General features: G+C 61.9%; 15 protein-coding genes. 12 read left to right on the top strand and 3 right to left on the bottom strand.

The genetic code is table 11. The features are described from left to right. Window positions 1-2: 2 nt before the first annotated feature. Genes HU748_RS11545 through HU748_RS11555 form a run of 3 tightly spaced genes read left to right on the top strand, consistent with a single transcriptional unit; the run spans window position 3 to window position 2662 of the window. A complete protein-coding gene (locus HU748_RS11545) occupies window positions 3-986 on the top strand; it encodes an iron ABC transporter permease (protein WP_186670416.1) in 984 nt (327 codons plus the stop codon). Further along, window positions 986-1753 (top strand): heme ABC transporter ATP-binding protein, encoded by a 768-nt coding sequence (locus HU748_RS11550; protein ID WP_186720398.1) that lies wholly within the window; start codon window positions 986-988, stop codon window positions 1751-1753. Before HU748_RS11545 ends, HU748_RS11550 begins: the two co-directional genes overlap by 1 nt. 9 nt (window positions 1754-1762) lie before the next feature. Further along, entirely contained in the window at window positions 1763-2662 is a 900-nt protein-coding gene (locus HU748_RS11555) for a ChaN family lipoprotein (RefSeq protein ID WP_186720400.1), read from the top strand. Window positions 2663-2854: 192 nt separating this feature from the next. Here HU748_RS11555 and HU748_RS11560 read toward each other — a convergent pair whose 3' ends face one another. The 3 genes from HU748_RS11560 to HU748_RS11570 all read right to left on the bottom strand — a co-directional run bounded on the left by HU748_RS11560 (window position 2855) and on the right by HU748_RS11570 (window position 5278). Then, window positions 2855-3133: a TfoX/Sxy family protein gene (locus tag HU748_RS11560; protein ID WP_186670391.1), complete on the bottom strand. Its 279-nt coding sequence runs from the start codon at window positions 3131-3133 to the stop codon at window positions 2855-2857. Window positions 3134-3269: 136 nt separating this feature from the next. Then, window positions 3270-3617: a pentapeptide repeat-containing protein gene (locus tag HU748_RS11565; protein WP_186670389.1), complete on the bottom strand. Its 348-nt coding sequence runs from the start codon at window positions 3615-3617 to the stop codon at window positions 3270-3272. Between the two features lie 98 nt (window positions 3618-3715). Continuing rightward, window positions 3716-5278 carry a bifunctional aminoglycoside phosphotransferase/ATP-binding protein gene (locus HU748_RS11570; protein ID WP_186720401.1) on the bottom strand — a complete coding sequence of 521 codons (1563 nt, stop codon included), beginning with the start codon at window positions 5276-5278 and terminating at the stop codon, window positions 3716-3718. Between the two features lie 114 nt (window positions 5279-5392). Between HU748_RS11570 and mrcB the strand changes: the two genes are divergently transcribed. The 9 genes from mrcB to msrQ all read left to right on the top strand — a co-directional run bounded on the left by mrcB (window position 5393) and on the right by msrQ (window position 15243). After that, the gene (gene mrcB / locus HU748_RS11575; protein ID WP_186670387.1) at window positions 5393-7714 is read left to right on the top strand and encodes a penicillin-binding protein 1B; all 2322 of its coding nucleotides are present in this window, start codon (window positions 5393-5395) and stop codon (window positions 7712-7714) included. A gap of 26 nt (window positions 7715-7740) precedes the next feature. After that, entirely contained in the window at window positions 7741-8520 is a 780-nt protein-coding gene (locus HU748_RS11580) for a hypothetical protein (protein ID WP_186670386.1), read from the top strand. Further along, window positions 8517-8843, top strand: a complete 327-nt coding sequence (locus HU748_RS11585; protein WP_186670385.1) for a YqcC family protein — start codon at window positions 8517-8519, stop codon at window positions 8841-8843. Before HU748_RS11580 ends, HU748_RS11585 begins: the two co-directional genes overlap by 4 nt. A gap of 414 nt (window positions 8844-9257) precedes the next feature. Continuing rightward, the gene (locus HU748_RS11590; RefSeq protein ID WP_186670384.1) at window positions 9258-10982 is read left to right on the top strand and encodes an acetolactate synthase 3 large subunit; all 1725 of its coding nucleotides are present in this window, start codon (window positions 9258-9260) and stop codon (window positions 10980-10982) included. Between the two features lies 1 nt (window position 10983). Continuing rightward, window positions 10984-11475: an acetolactate synthase small subunit gene (gene ilvN, locus HU748_RS11595; RefSeq protein ID WP_003250040.1), complete on the top strand. Its 492-nt coding sequence runs from the start codon at window positions 10984-10986 to the stop codon at window positions 11473-11475. A 54-nt stretch (window positions 11476-11529) separates the two neighbouring features. Next, a complete protein-coding gene (gene ilvC / locus HU748_RS11600) occupies window positions 11530-12546 on the top strand; it encodes a ketol-acid reductoisomerase (protein ID WP_151926452.1) in 1017 nt (338 codons plus the stop codon). Window positions 12547-12697: 151 nt separating this feature from the next. Then, window positions 12698-13549 (top strand): CDP-diacylglycerol--serine O-phosphatidyltransferase, encoded by an 852-nt coding sequence (gene pssA, locus HU748_RS11605; protein WP_054892580.1) that lies wholly within the window; start codon window positions 12698-12700, stop codon window positions 13547-13549. 78 nt (window positions 13550-13627) lie between these two features. Next, window positions 13628-14641: a protein-methionine-sulfoxide reductase catalytic subunit MsrP gene (gene msrP, locus HU748_RS11610; protein WP_186711126.1), complete on the top strand. Its 1014-nt coding sequence runs from the start codon at window positions 13628-13630 to the stop codon at window positions 14639-14641. After that, entirely contained in the window at window positions 14641-15243 is a 603-nt protein-coding gene (gene msrQ, locus HU748_RS11615) for a protein-methionine-sulfoxide reductase heme-binding subunit MsrQ (protein ID WP_186720402.1), read from the top strand. Before msrP ends, msrQ begins: the two co-directional genes overlap by 1 nt. Window positions 15244-15474 lie beyond the last annotated feature (231 nt).

Here is a 15474-nt window from a genome sequence, read left to right on the forward strand (position 1 = left end):
GCCTGCTGGCGGTGTGGCTGTCGTTGGCGCTGGGGCCGGTCAGCTTGCCGCTGACCGATATCCTGCGCGCCGGATTGCGGCTGCTGGGGATGCCCATCGACCGGACGGGGCTTGAGCAGGCTGAGCTGATTCTTGGGCAGATCCGCCTGCCGCGCACGCTCCTGGGGCTGGCCGTCGGTGCGGTGCTGGCGCTGTCCGGTGTGGCCATGCAGGGGCTGTTTCGTAACCCGCTGGCCGATCCTGGCCTGGTCGGGGTTGCGAGCGGCGCAGCGCTCGGCGCTGCAGTGGCCATCGTCGGCGGCGCCTGGCTTGGGGGCATACCGGAGTGGTTCGCACCCTATCTGCTGTCGCTCTGTGCCTTCATCGGCGGGCTTGGTGTTACGGCATTGGTCTATCGCCTGGGGCGGCGCAATGGTCAGACCGACGTGGCCACCATGCTGCTGGCCGGTATCGCCATGACCGCCCTCGGCGGCTCGGCGGTCGGGCTGTTCACCTACCTGGCCGACGACGCCACCTTGCGCACTCTGACGTTCTGGAACCTGGGCAGCCTCAACGGCGCCAGCTATGAGCGCCTGTGGCCACTGTTGCTGGTGGCACTGGGGGTAACCTTGTGGCTGCCGCGCCGGGCGCAGGCGCTGAACGCGTTGTTGCTGGGCGAGTCGGAGGCGCGTCACCTGGGTATCGATGTAGAAGGGCTCAAGCGTGAACTGGTGTTCTGCACTGCCCTGGGTGTCGGCGCAGCAGTGGCGGCTGCGGGCCTGATCGGCTTCATTGGTCTGGTGGTTCCGCACTTGGTGCGTCTGGTTGCGGGGCCTGATCATCGCGTGTTGTTGCCCGCGTCATTGCTGGCGGGGGGAACCCTGCTGCTGTTCGCTGATCTGGTGGCTCGCTTGGCGTTGGCGCCGGCGGAGCTGCCGATCGGGATCGTGACGGCCTTCATTGGCGCTCCGTTCTTCCTGTTCCTGCTGGTCAGGAGGGGGCGCTGATGCTCGAAGTCAAAGGCTTGTCGCTCAAGCGCGGCAGCACCGAGGTGCTGCACGGTATCGACCTGCACCTGCGGCCTGGGCAGGTGCTGGGCGTGCTCGGCCCCAACGGGGCGGGCAAGAGCAGCTTGCTGGGGGCATTGTGTGGCGAACTGGCGCCGAGCCAGGGGCACGTCCTGCTGCAGGGGCGAGCGCTGGCGCACTGGCCGGGGCAGGAGCGTGCGCGACGCCTGGCAGTGTTGCCGCAGGTGTCCAGCCTGGGCTTTGCCTTCAGTGTCGAAGAGGTGGTGGGCCTGGGCCGTTTGCCCCACGGCAGTGGCCAGCAGCGCGACCGGGAGATCGTTGAGGCGGCGCTGAAGGCGGCCGATGCCTGGCACCTGGTCGAACGCAGTTACCTCGCGCTGTCCGGCGGCGAGCGTCAGCGTGTTCATCTGGCCCGGGTGCTGGCGCAACTGTGGCCAGGAGAGGAGGGGGCGACGTTGCTGCTCGATGAGCCGACCTCGGCCCTCGATCCGCTGCACCAGCACACCACGTTGCAGGCGGTGCGCAGTTTTGCCGACCGCGGCGCAGCGGTGCTGGTGATCCTGCACGACCTGAACCTTGCCGCGCGCTACTGTGACGCTATTCTGCTGCTGGAACAGGGTCGCAGCCACGCGCTCGACACACCGGCCCGGGTGCTGACGCCACAGGCGCTCCAGGCAGTATTCGGTATCGATGTGCTGGTGCAGGCCCATCCGGAGCGCGGCCATCCGCTGATCATCACCCGCTAGGAGCCTTCGATGCGCTATCCCTTGCTGTTCGGCCTGTCGATGGGGGTGTTCTTGACCATGGCGGGTTGCCAGGTGCATCGGCCTGCGCTGCCAGCGTTGCCGGCCTGGCAGAGCAGCCAAGGGTTGAACGAGCCGACGCTCGGCCAGATACAGGCGTTGCCCAGTGGCCGTGTCCTGACGCCCGATGAGCTGATTCGGGCGCTGAGCGATGTGCCGCGAATACTGGTCGGTGAAAAACACGATAACCCCGATCACCATGCACTGCAGCGTTGGCTGCTGCAGGCCTTGCAGGCCGTCAGGCCACAAGGCAGCTTGGTGCTGGAGATGCTCCAGCCTGCGCAGCAGCCCCTGATCGACAAGGTGCAGCGTCAGGCGCAGCTACCGAGCGACTTGCCCACAGCGCTGGACTGGCAGAAGGGTTGGGATTGGCAGATGTACGCGCCGATCGTGCGTGAAGCCCTGAAAGGCCCTGGGGTTTTGCTGGCTGGCGACCTGAGCCCCGAAGCAATGCGTGAGGCCTATCGCCGACAGCCCGTCCTGACTGGCGTGCGGTCGAATGCACCGCAGGTAAAGGCTGCCTTGCTCGAGCAGGTGCGTGAGGGCCATTGCGGGTTGCTGCCGGAAAGCCAGTTGCCAGCCATGTTGGTCATCCAGCAGCAAAGGGACCGACATATGGCCGAGCGCCTGCTGGCGGCACCGCAGCCTGCACTTTTGCTGGCCGGCGCCTATCACGCGCGCAAGGACCTGGGTGTGCCGCTGCATCTGGCTGATCTGCAGGCGCAGGGCGAAACCCGCGTGCTGCTGCTGGCCGAAGTCGGGCAGAAGGTCGAGGCAGGAATGGCGGACTATGTGTGGTACACCGCGGCGCTGCCTGAGCAGGATTACTGTGCCCAGTTGCGCGGTGGGTAGTTACCACGGGCAGCTTCCCGATTTGCAGGCAAAAAAAGACCCGGCAAATTGCCGGGTCAATAACCGTGATTAGCCTGATGAGGAGATAATCTGAGAGTCCGAACCAGGGGCTTTCAGTTTATCCAACCAGTCTCGCGACCAGTTGTGATAATCATAACGATTCTCATTTAGTGGTCAATACCCTTTCTTCGATTATTCTGCTTTTTTTTGCGGCGGGGTCTTGGCATCCAGTTGCTGGTTCAGTGCCTGCTTGCGTTCGGCGGGCAGATCGTTCCAGTGCATATCCAGCAGTGCGCCCTCGATGGCGTACAACAACACTTTCGAAGCGCGGAAGCCCCGCGTCCTCACGGCCTGGTAAGCCCCGACCGCGCCCAGGCGGCGCAAATCCGAAGCGCTGTGGATACCAGCGGCATGCAACCATTGCGCAGAGGTCTTGCCTAGATTCTTCAGATGCTGCAACTCATCGTTCATCGAGCCTCCTTGCGATGGCCGAACGGGTCTGTGGATAAATCGCGAGCAGGTCAGAGAGGAGTGTAGCGGGGCTGGGCGAATACGCGGCCTTTTGCCATGTGCGGGCGACGGGATGCTGTGTCCAGAAATGTCAGGCTTAGCCTTTCGGACGATAACGCATGCGCGTACCGAACTTCAGGGACATGAGGATTTCGTCAGCGCTCAGGTCGCCCGGGAAATAGGTCCCGGAGATCTGTGCGTGGGAGATGCTGGCGCCTTCCATGCCCGTTTCGCGCAGATCCAGCCCACGCAGGTCGGCAGCATGAAAGTAGGCGTCGGTGAAATCGATGCCGCGTACATCGAGGTTGCGCAGGTCAAGGCCCCGGAAGTCACCACCGCGAAAATCAATGGCGCCGTCGACTGGCTTCTCGCGGTTGAAGGTGGCGATCTGTTCATCGCGCACCAGGGTGTACAGGGCGTTGTCCAACTGCCGGGGCTGGTTCATGACGGCGCCTCCTCAGGGGTGTGATGATATTGTAATGCCATCACCGAGGTGGCGCCGAAGATCAGGCGCGAACTGTGGACTGGTTCACGCCTTGCAGGTCAGAGACCGGGCAGGCGCTGGCGGATCTGCTCGATGAGTTGGTCCATGCTGGCGCTTTCATGGGTGTCGACGCGCTTGCCATGCGCGGCCTCCTCTTCGTCCAGTGGGTCGCGGTTGGCTTGCTGGGCCTTTACCACTTCCAGGGTGGCGTCGGACGGATCGACATTTTCTGTCTGACGCTGCTCCAGCCAGCTGATGATGACCGCTTCGGGCGCCTGGCAGTCGAGGATCAGGAAGGGGACACCAGTGCTGTTGGCCACTTCCGCTGCGGCCTTGCGCTGCTCGCGCTTGAGATAGGTGGCATCGAGCACTACAGGGAAACCGGCGCGCAGGATGGTCGCTGCCAGCTCGTTCAGGCGCTTGTAGGTGGCAGTGCTTGCGTCCTGGTCATAGATGCCCGCTTGCAGTTGGCCGGAGTTCTGCGCCTGCTGCTCGCCGTACAGCCGCTTGCGCTCGACATCCGAACGTACGCGGATTGCCCCCAGCGACTCGACCAGGCGCATCGCCACATGGCTCTTGCCGACGGCGGACACGCCATGGGTGATGGCCAGCAGGCGCGAGGGGATGGCGCTGTAGCTCTCTGCCAGGTTGGCGTAGTTGCGATAGGTGCGCAGGGTCGTGGCGCGCTGCACGCCGTCGGCATCGGGCGACAGGCTGAACAGGGCAACCTTGGCGCGTACCAGGGCGCGGTAGGCCTTGTAGAAATTCAGCAGTTCCAGGCCTTCGTAGTCGCCGGTCAGTTCCAGGTACTGGCTGACGAAGCGCCGGGCCAGGCACTTGAGGCCGCGGTCTTCCAGGTCCATGGCCAGGAATGCGGTATCGGCGTACACATCGGTCAGGCGGAACGGCTCGTTGAACTCGATGCAGTCGAAGATCACCACCTTGCCGTCGATCAGGGTGGCGTTGCCCAGGTGGATATCGCCGTGGCATTCGCGGATGAAGCCATTGGCCTTGCGCGCCTCGAGCAGGCCATGCAGGCGCTTGAAGCTGTCCTGGGCCCAGGCTTGCAGGTTATCCAGTTGCTGCAGGTCGGCCTTGTCGGTGAGGAATGGGCGGATCTGCTCGAAATTCTGCTCCACCGGCGCCATTACCGCTTCCGGGGTGCCCAGCGCGTGCTCGACTGGCACTTTCGGCGCTTGCAGGTGGAACTCGGCGATCTGTCGGGCCATCTGGTCAATGTGGCCGGCATTCAGCTCACCGTTGGCTTGCAGGGTGCTGAGCATCTGCCCTTGGGGGAACTGACGCATCTTCAGGGCGAACTCGATCGGCTCACCTTCGCCACCGAGCTGCGGTGCTTCGGCACTGCCGGTGATCGGCAGAACTTCCAGGTACAGGCCCTCGGTCAGGCGCTGGTTCAAGCGCAATTCTTCGTTACAGAAATGCTGGCGCTGGTCCAGGCCAGTGAAATCGAGGAAACCGAAATTCATCGGTTTCTTTATCTTGTAGGCATATTCGCCAGTGAGCAGAACCCAGGAGATGTGTGTCTCGATGAGCTGGAAGCCTTCTACGGCGTGGGGGTAGAGGGCGGGGTTCTGCAGCGCGCTGATCAGGGCTTGGCTCACGGAGATCCTTCCGGGGTAAGGGAATTCGGAGGCGACATTATGGTCAATGGAGCCGCCCCTGCCTACCGCCGGAGGGCGTCCCCTGCCTTTGCAAAGTGCGTATAATCCGCCGCCATGACTCGTACCCGAAATTCCCGAACCCCCAAGAAACGTCCGCCCAGCCGCTCCCGCGCCTGGCTGGGCTGGGCACTCAAGCTCAGTCTGGTCGGTCTGGTGGTGATCGCCGGCTTTGCGGTCTACCTCGATGCCGTCGTCCAGGAAAAGTTCTCTGGCAAGCGCTGGACCATCCCGGCCAAGGTGTATGCCCGGCCGCTGGAGCTGTTCGTCGGCCAGAAGCTGAGCAAGGATGATTTCCTCACCGAGCTCGATGCCCTGGGCTACCGTCGCGAGGCAACGGCCAATGGTCCGGGCGAGGCCTCGGTCAACGGTGGCAATGTCGATCTGAATACCCGCGGCTTCCAGTTCTACGAGGGCATGGAGCCTGCGCAGTTCGTGCGTGTACGCTTCTCCGGCGACTATGTCGCCGGGCTGGCGGGGGCCAACGGTGGCAAGCTCGACGTGGTTCGCCTGGAGCCGCTGATGATCGGTGGTATCTACCCGAAGAATCTCGAAGACCGCATCCTGATCAACATCGACCAGGTGCCGCCATACCTGCTGGAGACCTTGATCGCCACCGAAGACCGCGATTTCTACAGCCACTTCGGTGTTTCGCCCAAGTCGATCGCGCGGGCTGTGTGGGTCAATACGTCGTCCGGGGCCATGCGCCAGGGCGGCAGTACGCTCACGCAACAGTTGGTGAAGAATTTCTTCCTGACCAACGAACGCAGCCTCAGCCGCAAGCTGACCGAAGCGATGATGGCCGTGCTGCTGGAAATGCACTACGACAAGCGCGAGATTCTCGAAGCCTATCTGAACGAAGTCTTCGTCGGTCAGGACGGCCAGCGCGCGGTGCATGGTTTCGGCCTGGCCAGCCAGTTCTTCTTCAGCCAGCCGCTGTCGGAGCTCAAGCTGCACCAGATTGCCCTGCTGGTGGGCATGGTCAAGGGACCGTCCTACTACAACCCGCGCCGCTACCCTGAGCGCGCTCTGCAACGGCGCAACCTGGTGCTCGACCTGCTCGCTGAGCAGGGCGTGGCCAGCCAGGAAGTGGTCGATGCGGCGAAGAAGATGCCACTGGGCGTGACCAAGCGCGGCAGCCTGGCCGACAGCTCCTTCCCGGCCTTCCTCGACCTGGTCAAGCGCCAACTACGCCAGGACTATCGCGACGAAGACCTGACCGAAGAAGGCTTGCGCATCTTCACCAGTTTCGACCCGATCCTGCAGATGAAGGCCGAAACCGCGATGAGTGAAACCTTCAAGCGCCTGGCCGGCCGCAAGGGCGCCGACGAGGTCGAGTCGGCGATGGTGGTGACCAACCCGGAAACCGGCGAAGTGCAGGCGCTGATCGGCAGCCGTCAGTCGGGCTTCGCCGGCTTCAACCGCGCCATCGACGCGGTCAGGCCGATCGGTTCGCTGGTCAAGCCGGCGGTCTACCTGACGGCGCTGGAGCAGCCGAGCAAGTACACCCTGACCAGTTGGGTGCAGGACGAACCGTTTTCGGTCAAGGGCGCCGATGGCCAGGTATGGCGCCCGCAGAACTACGACCGGCGCTCCCACGGCACTATCTACCTGTATCAGGGGCTGGCCAACTCCTACAACCTGTCCACCGCCAAGCTGGGCCTTGAGGTGGGCGTGCCCAATGTCATCAAGACCATCGGCCGGCTGGGTGTCAAGGTCGACTGGCCGGCGTTCCCGTCGATGCTGCTGGGCGCTGGCGGCATGTCGCCGATGCAGGTCGCGACCATGTACCAGACCATCGCCAATGGCGGCTTCAATACACCGATGCGCGGGATTCGCAGCGTGCTGACCGCCGAAGGCGAGCCGCTCAAGCGCTACCCGTTCCAGATCCAGCAGACCTTCGACCCGGGTGCGATCTACCTGGTGCAGAACGCCATGCAGCGGGTGATGCGCGAGGGTACAGGTCGCTCGGTGTACAACGTGCTGCCGAACAATCTGACGTTGGCGGGCAAGACCGGTACCAGCAACGACTCGCGCGACAGTTGGTTCTCAGGCTTCAGCCAGGACCTGCTGGCAGTGGTCTGGCTCGGCCGCGACGACAACGGCAAAACCCCATTCACCGGTGCTACCGGTGCATTGCAGGTCTGGACCAGCTTCATGCGCAAGGCTGACCCGCTGCCGCTGGACATGCCGCAGCCGGATAACGTGGTGAAGGCCTGGATCGATCCGCACAGCGCCCAGGGCTCCGACGGTAGCTGTCCGGGAGCGGTGCAGATGCCGTATATTCGTGGGAGCGAACCGCCTGCCGGTACTGCCTGCGGTGGCGAGCAGAATCCTGCCGAGTCGGTCATGGACTGGGTCAAGGGCTGGATGAATTGAGCGGCCTGTATTGAAGAGGGTGTGAAGTGAACAAGTGGTGGTTTCCTGCCTTGACGGCGCTGGCCGTGCTGCACGGCTGCGCCAGCGTCCCGCGTGGCGCCATTCCGGTGGTCGATTCGAGTACACGGGTCTCGAACAGCGAGCGTGTCACGGCCAACCGTGGCGCGCCGGTCTACTCCGGCAGCAATGGTACGTCCCAGGCCCAGTCCCTGCCTGAAGATTCCGGGGTCACGGTGATGATCCCGCAGGGCGCGGGTGCATCGCCGATCCAGACCTTCCCGGCGCAAACCGGTTCTGCACCGCTGAGCACCGGGCCGATCACCCCAGGGCCGGTCAGCAGCGGCCCGATCACCACCAACCCCAATCCGGCAGGTGATGAACCTTTCGACATCGCGTCGATGAACAGTGCGCCGGCCGCTGCCACGCGTGCGCCTACCGGTATCCCACGCAGCAACGGCGGCGGGTTGTCCGCCGATGAGCAACTGGACGGTCCAGTCCTGGCATTGCTGACCACCGCCCAGCAGCAGCAGGGCAGTGGCGACCTCAACGGTGCTTCGTCCAGCCTGGAGCGCGCCCAGCGCATCGCACCGCGTGAGCCGCAGGTGCTGTTCCGCCTGGCTCAGGTGCGTCTGTCGCAAGGGGATGCTGCACAATCCGAGCAACTCGCCCGCCGGGCACTGACGTATGCCAACGGTCGTCCTGATCTGCAGGCCGAACTGTGGAACATCATCGCCCAGGCTCGCGAGAAACAGGGTGACAGTGCCGGTGCCGCCCTGGCACGGCAGAAGGCGCGGACCGCGTCGTGATGGAACAGCGCATTCTCGATATTGCCGACCACCTGCTGCTGATCGAGCGCGAGCTTCAGGTCCGTGGCTGGTGGGACCATGAGCCACCCAGCGCAAGCGCCCTGGCCAGCACCGTGCCGTTCGCGGTCGATACGCTTTCGTTCGAACAGTGGCTGCAGTGGATTTTCCTACCGCGCATGAAGCTTATTCTTGAGCATGGTCACCCTTTGCCTAATGCATCGGGGATCCTGGTCATGGCCGAGACGGTATTCACCGACCGTCCGGAAGAAAGCCGCGAACTGCGGCGCCTGCTGGCAGCATTCGATCAATTGATCGCTGCTTGAGCCTGATTTCTTCTCTTTTTCCTTCAAGGGCCGCAGATTGTGGCCCTTTTTTATGGAAATCTTTGCTTTCCTGCTGCTGGCATCGTTTTTCGTGGTGGTAGGAATTCATCTCAGGGAAAAATTGGCAATAATTTTTCTTGACTTGAGGGCGGCGAATCAGAAGAATCCAGTTTCCGCTGTAGGGGGACTGCCAGAAGCAGACCCGCTAGGCAGATCATGAGGCGCACACCCGCGCCGACTCGCTACACCCCGCAACGCGTTACCTCGCGCTGGGTGGGAAAACCCCGCAACACTCTGGGGCGCTCCCAATACTTGCTCAGTCAGTGCTGACGTTCGCTCATGCTCTGCTTGGCAGTAAACCTATTAAGACCCGCCCGGATGGGGCGGTATTCTGGCGTTTTAGAGGTGAACAACGTGGAGCTTTTATCTGGCGCTGAGATGGTCGTCCGCTTCTTGCGTGACGAAGGCGTTAAGCACATTTACGGGTACCCTGGTGGTGCTCTCCTTCATGTTTACGATGCCCTGTTCAAGGAGCCGGAAGTCCAGCACATCCTGGTTCGTCATGAGCAGGCTGCCACGCACATGGCAGACGGTTATGCCCGTGCCACCGGCAAGGCTGGCGTGGTCCTGGTGACCTCCGGTCCCGGTGCGACCAACGCCATTACCGGTATCGCCACCGCCTACATGGATTCCATCCCGATGGTCATCCTGTCTGGCCAGGTGCCCAGCACCATGGTCGGCACCGATGCCTTCCAGGAAACCGACATGATCGGGATCTCCCGGCCGATCGTGAAGCACAGCTTCATGATCAAGAACCCGACCGAGATCCCGGAAGTTCTGAAAAAAGCGTTCTACCTGGCGCAATCCGGTCGCCCAGGTCCAGTCGTGGTCGACATTCCAAAAGACATGACCAACCCGGCCGAGAAGTTCGAGTACGTCTACCCGAAAAAGGTCAAGCTGCGCTCCTACAGCCCTGCGGTCCGTGGCCACTCCGGCCAGATCCGCAAGGCCGCCGAGATGCTCCTGGCCGCCAAGCGTCCGATCGTCTACTCCGGCGGCGGCGTGATTCTCGGTGGTGGCTCCGAAGCCCTGACCGAAATCGCCAAGTCCTTGAACCTGCCGGTCACCAACACCCTGATGGGGTTGGGCGGCTTCCCAGGTACCGATCGCCAGTTCCTCGGCATGCTGGGCATGCACGGCAGCTACACCGCCAACCTGGCGATGCACAATGCCGACGTGATCCTTGCTGTTGGCGCGCGCTTCGACGACCGTGTGGTCAACGGCCCGGCCAAGTTCTGCCCGAACGCCAAGATCATCCACATCGACATCGACCCTGCGTCGATCTCGAAGATGATCAAGGCCGACGTGCCGATCGTGGGGCCGGTCGAGAGCGTGCTCAGCGAGATGCTGGCCATCTTCAGGGAAATCGGCGAGAAGCCTGAAAAGGCGGCCCTCGATACCTGGTGGAAGCAGATCGATGAGTGGCGCGGTGACCGCGGCCTGTTCCCTTACGACAAGGGCGACGGCAGTGTCATCAAGCCTCAGCAGGTCATCGAGACCTTGTGCGAAGTGACCAATGGCGACGCCTTCGTCACCTCCGACGTAGGTCAGCACCAGATGTTCGCGGCGCAGTACTACCGCTTCAACAAACCCAATCGCTGGATCAACTCCGGCGGCCTGGGCACCATGGGCTTCGGTTTCCCGGCAGCCATGGGCGTCAAGCTCAATTTCCCGGACCAGGACGTGGCTTGTGTCACTGGCGAAGGCAGCATCCAGATGAACATTCAGGAGCTGTCCACCTGCATGCAGTACGGCCTGCCGGTGAAGATCGTCAACCTGAACAACGGGGTGCTGGGCATGGTTCGCCAATGGCAGGACATGTCCTACAACGGTCGTCACTCGCACTCGTACGTCGAGTCGCTGCCTGACTTCATCAAGCTGGCCGAGGCCTATGGCCATGTGGGTATCCGCATCACCAGCCTCAAAGACCTCAAGCCGAAACTGGAAGAGGCCTTTGCGATGAAGGACCGCCTGGTGTTCATCGACATCGCGGTCGACCGGACCGAGCACGTCTACCCGATGCAGATCAAGGACGGCTCGATGCGTGACATGTGGCTGAGCAAGACGGAGCGTACCTGATATGCGGCACATCATTTCCCTGCTGCTGGAAAACGAACCTGGTGCCTTGTCGCGCGTGGTCGGTCTGTTCTCCCAGCGCAACTACAACATCGAAAGCCTGACGGTTGCACCAACCGAGGACCCGACCCTGTCGCGCCTCACCCTCACCACCGTGGGTCATGACGAAGTGATCGAGCAGATCACCAAGAACCTGAACAAGCTGGTAGAGGTGGTCAAGCTGGTCGACCTGTCGGAGAGCGCCCATATCGAGCGCGAACTGATGCTGGTAAAGGTCAAGGCTACCGGCGCCCAGCGCGCCGAAATCAAGCGCACCACGGATATTTTCCGTGGGCAGATCGTCGATGTCACCGCCAGTGTGTATACCGTGCAACTGAGCGGCACCAGCGATAAGCTGGACAGCTTCATCCAGGCGATCGGCACCGCTTCGATTCTCGAAACCGTGCGCAGCGGCGTCACCGGCATTGCCCGTGGCGACAAAGTACTCAGCATCTAACTTCACCAATTAGCGAAGGTCCTGCGGGGCCGAGATATAACCAGGGGTATTTCCATGAAAGTGTTCTACGACAAAGACTGCGACCTCTCCATCATCCAGGGCAAGAAAGTCGCCATCATCGGTTACGGCTCCCAGGGTCACGCCCAGGCGTGCAACCTGAAAGACTCCGGTGTAGACGTTACCGTCGGTCTGCGTAAAGGTTCGGCCACCGTTGCCAAGGCAGAAGCCCATGGCCTGAAAGTCGCTGACGTCGCTACCGCCGTCGCTGCTGCCGACCTTGTCATGATCCTGACCCCGGACGAATTCCAGGGCACCCTGTACAAGACCGAGATCGAGCCGAACATCAAGAAAGGCGCCACCCTGGCCTTCTCCCACGGCTTCTCGATCCACTACAACCAGGTCGTTCCCCGCGGCGACCTCGACGTGATCATGATCGCGCCGAAGGCTCCGGGCCACACCGTGCGCTCCGAGTTCGTCAAGGGTGGCGGCATTCCTGACCTGATCGCGGTCTACCAGGACGCTTCGGGCAACGCCAAGAACGTCGCACTGTCGTACGCTGCTGGCGTCGGCGGTGGCCGTACCGGCATCATCGAAACCACCTTCAAGGACGAGACCGAAACCGACCTGTTCGGCGAGCAGGCCGTTCTGTGCGGCGGTACCGTAGAGCTGGTCAAGGCTGGCTTCGAAACGCTGGTCGAAGCAGGCTACGCGCCTGAAATGGCCTACTTCGAGTGCCTGCACGAGCTGAAGCTGATCGTTGACCTCATGTACGAAGGCGGCATCGCCAACATGAACTACTCGATCTCCAACAACGCCGAGTACGGTGAGTACGTGACCGGTCCTGAGGTCATCAACGAAGAATCCCGCAAGGCCATGCGCAACGCTCTGAAGCGCATCCAGGACGGCGAATACGCGAAGATGTTCATCAGCGAAGGTGCTACCAACTATCCTTCGATGACCGCCAAGCGTCGTAACAACGCCGCCCACGGCATCGAAATCATCGGCGAGCAACTGCGCTCGATGATGCCGTGGATCTCGGCCAACAAGATCGTCGACAAGACCAAGAACTGAGTCTTGCCTCGATAGATTAAAAACGCGGCTTCGGCCGCGTTTTTTCGTTTAGGCAGTCAGCTTCTGGTATAAAGCGACCAGAGGCCTGCCGTTAGAACCTGTTTCGCCGGCCTCTGTCGAACTTATTCCACCCAGTTGCAAGGTGCATTTCATGAGCGAACGTCCCGAAGAGCCGAACAAGCCCTCCGACGCCGAAAGCCTGCTACCTGTCGATGAGCATGTTGAGGAAGGTCACGACGCCGAAGGGCGCAAGGTCCGGCATCGCGGTATCTACCTGCTGCCCAACCTCTTCACCACCGCTAACCTGTTCGCCGGTTTCTACTCGATCATCAACTCCATCAGTGCGCAGAGCGCCCTGAGCGCGGGTGATCCGCGCGAGGCGAGCAAGTACTTCGCCTTCGCTGCGATCGCCATCTTCGTCGCCATGGTCCTGGACAGCCTCGATGGCCGTGTGGCGCGGATGACCAACACGCAAAGCGCCTTCGGTGCCGAGTACGACTCGTTGTCGGACATGGTTGCCTTCGGTGTGGCGCCTGCGTTACTGGCCTTTGGCTGGGCGCTGGGCGACATGGGCAAGGTCGGCTGGATGGTCGCCTTCATCTATGTGGCCGGTGCCGCGTTGCGTCTGGCGCGTTTCAACACCCAGGTCGGCACCGCCGACAAGCGCTACTTCATCGGTCTGGCCAGCCCGGCCGCGGCAGGTGTGGTCGCCGGTACCGTGTGGGCCTTCAGCGATTACGGTATCCAGGGTTCAAAACTGTCGTTCCTGGTGGCGCTGCTGGTGGCTGCTGCAGGCATGCTGATGGTCAGCAACATCAAGTACAACAGCTTCAAGGAGCTGGATCTCAAGGGGCGCGTACCCTTTGTGGCGATCCTGGCCGTGGTGCTGGTGTTCGCCGTGGTGTTCAGTGATCCACCGCGGATTCTGCTGCTGATCTTCCTCGGCTATGCGGTTTCAGGCCCAGTGCAGTACTTGCTGCGCGGTCGTCGTCGCAAAGTCTGAAAAAAGATTTAATGCTGGAATAACTCTCCGGCTCCATAGTCTTACTGGTACATCCGCCACCAGTGCTGTGGAGCCGCCATGCTCATCAAGCTTCCCAAGTCGTCCGATTGCAACGAATCGGACGTTACCCCTGAAAGTGTCTATTTCTCTCGCCGCTCTGTATTGGGTGCCTCTCTAGCCGGGTTTGCTTTGGGCGCTTTGCCTGTGCTCGGCCAGGCCGCCGAACCTTCGCGCTATGCCGACGTGGAGGCGGGTTCGACGCCTGGCTGGTTCAAGGACAAGCTCGGTGCGACGCGCTGGCAAGCCGTGACGGTCAAGGATGAGGCAATCACGCCATTCAAGGATGCTACCCACTACAACAACTTCTACGAGTTCGGGCCCGACAAGGGGGATCCGGCGGCCAATGCCGGCAGTCTCAAGACCGAGCCCTGGAGCGTGGTGGTCGATGGCGAGGTGGGCAAGCCCGGGCGCTACGCGCTGGAAGACTTCGTCAAGCCCCTGCAGCTTGAGGAGCGTATCTACCGGCTGCGTTGCGTCGAGGCCTGGTCGATGGTCATTCCCTGGCTGGGCTTTCCGCTGTCTGAGGTACTCAAGCAGGTCGAGCCGACTTCGAAGGCTCGTTATGTTCGTTTCGAAACGCTGCAGGATCCCAAGAGCATGCCGGGTCAGCGCTCGGGCTTTGCGCTGATCGACTGGCCCTACGTGGAAGGATTGCGCCTGGATGAGGCGATGAATCCGCTGGCTATCCTGGCGGTGGGCATGTATGGGCGCGAGTTGCCCAATCAGAACGGTGCGCCGCTGCGTCTGGTAGTGCCGTGGAAGTATGGGTTCAAGAGCATCAAGTCGATCGTGCGTATCAGTCTGGTGGCCGAGCAGCCGCAGACCACCTGGCAGGGGCTGGCGCCGAGCGAGTATGGCTTCTATGCCAACGTCAATCCGCAGGTCGATCACCCGCGTTGGAGCCAGGCGCGTGAGCGGCGGTTGCCCAGCGGCCTGTTCAGCCCCAATGTTCGTACCACCCAGATGTTCAATGGCTATGAGGACGAGGTTGCATCTCTTTATAGCGGTCTCGACCTGCGGAAGAACTACTGATGCGTTATCCCTGGTTTCGCTTGGCGATCTTCATCATTGGCTGTCTGTTCCCGGCCTGGTGGTTGTATGAGGCGGCCATGAACCTGCTCGGGCCGGATCCAGGGAAAATTCTGGTAGACAGGCTGGGGCTTGGTGCCCTGGTATTCCTGCTGGTAACGCTGGGTATGAGCCCTCTGCAGCGCCTGACGGGGTGGGGTGGCTGGATCGTCGCGCGACGACAGCTGGGATTGTGGTGTTTTGCCTATATTGTCCTGCACATGACGGCCTATATGGTCTTCATCCTCGGGCTCGACTGGGGGCAGCTTGGTGTCGAGCTGCGCAAGCGGCCCTATGTCATCGTCGGGGTACTCGCGTTCCTGGGGCTGCTGGCCTTGGCGGTGACCTCCAACCGTTATAGCCAGAGACAGCTCGGTGCGCGCTGGAAGAAGCTGCACAAGCTGGTCTATGTGATCCTCGGGCTGGGCCTGCTGCATTTCCTGTGGATTGTGCGTTCGGATCTGCAGGAGTGGGCTATCTATGCCGGGGTAGGGGCACTGTTGATGGTGATGCGGGTTCCACCGGTGTGGCGGCGGGTGCCCCGTCTGATAGGCCGGCGTGCTTAAGCTTTTCATTCTTATGGTTTTTTTTGAAATTAACGCTTGACGCCCTCTCAGATCCCCTTATAATGCGCCCCACTTCCGCAGCAAACGGAACGCAAAACTCCTTGGTAATCAATGAGTTAAGCGAATTCGGTGCAGCGTGAAGGGCTTCGATCGCCTGATCGGCAGCGGTGAAAAAGGCAGTTGACAGCATCTTCGAGTGCTGTATGATTCGCCTCCCGCTACGAGAGATCG

The sequence above is a fragment of the Pseudomonas sp. RW3S2 genome (assembly GCF_014268955.1).
Taxonomy (GTDB): Bacteria; Pseudomonadota; Gammaproteobacteria; order Pseudomonadales; family Pseudomonadaceae; genus Aquipseudomonas; species Aquipseudomonas wayambapalatensis.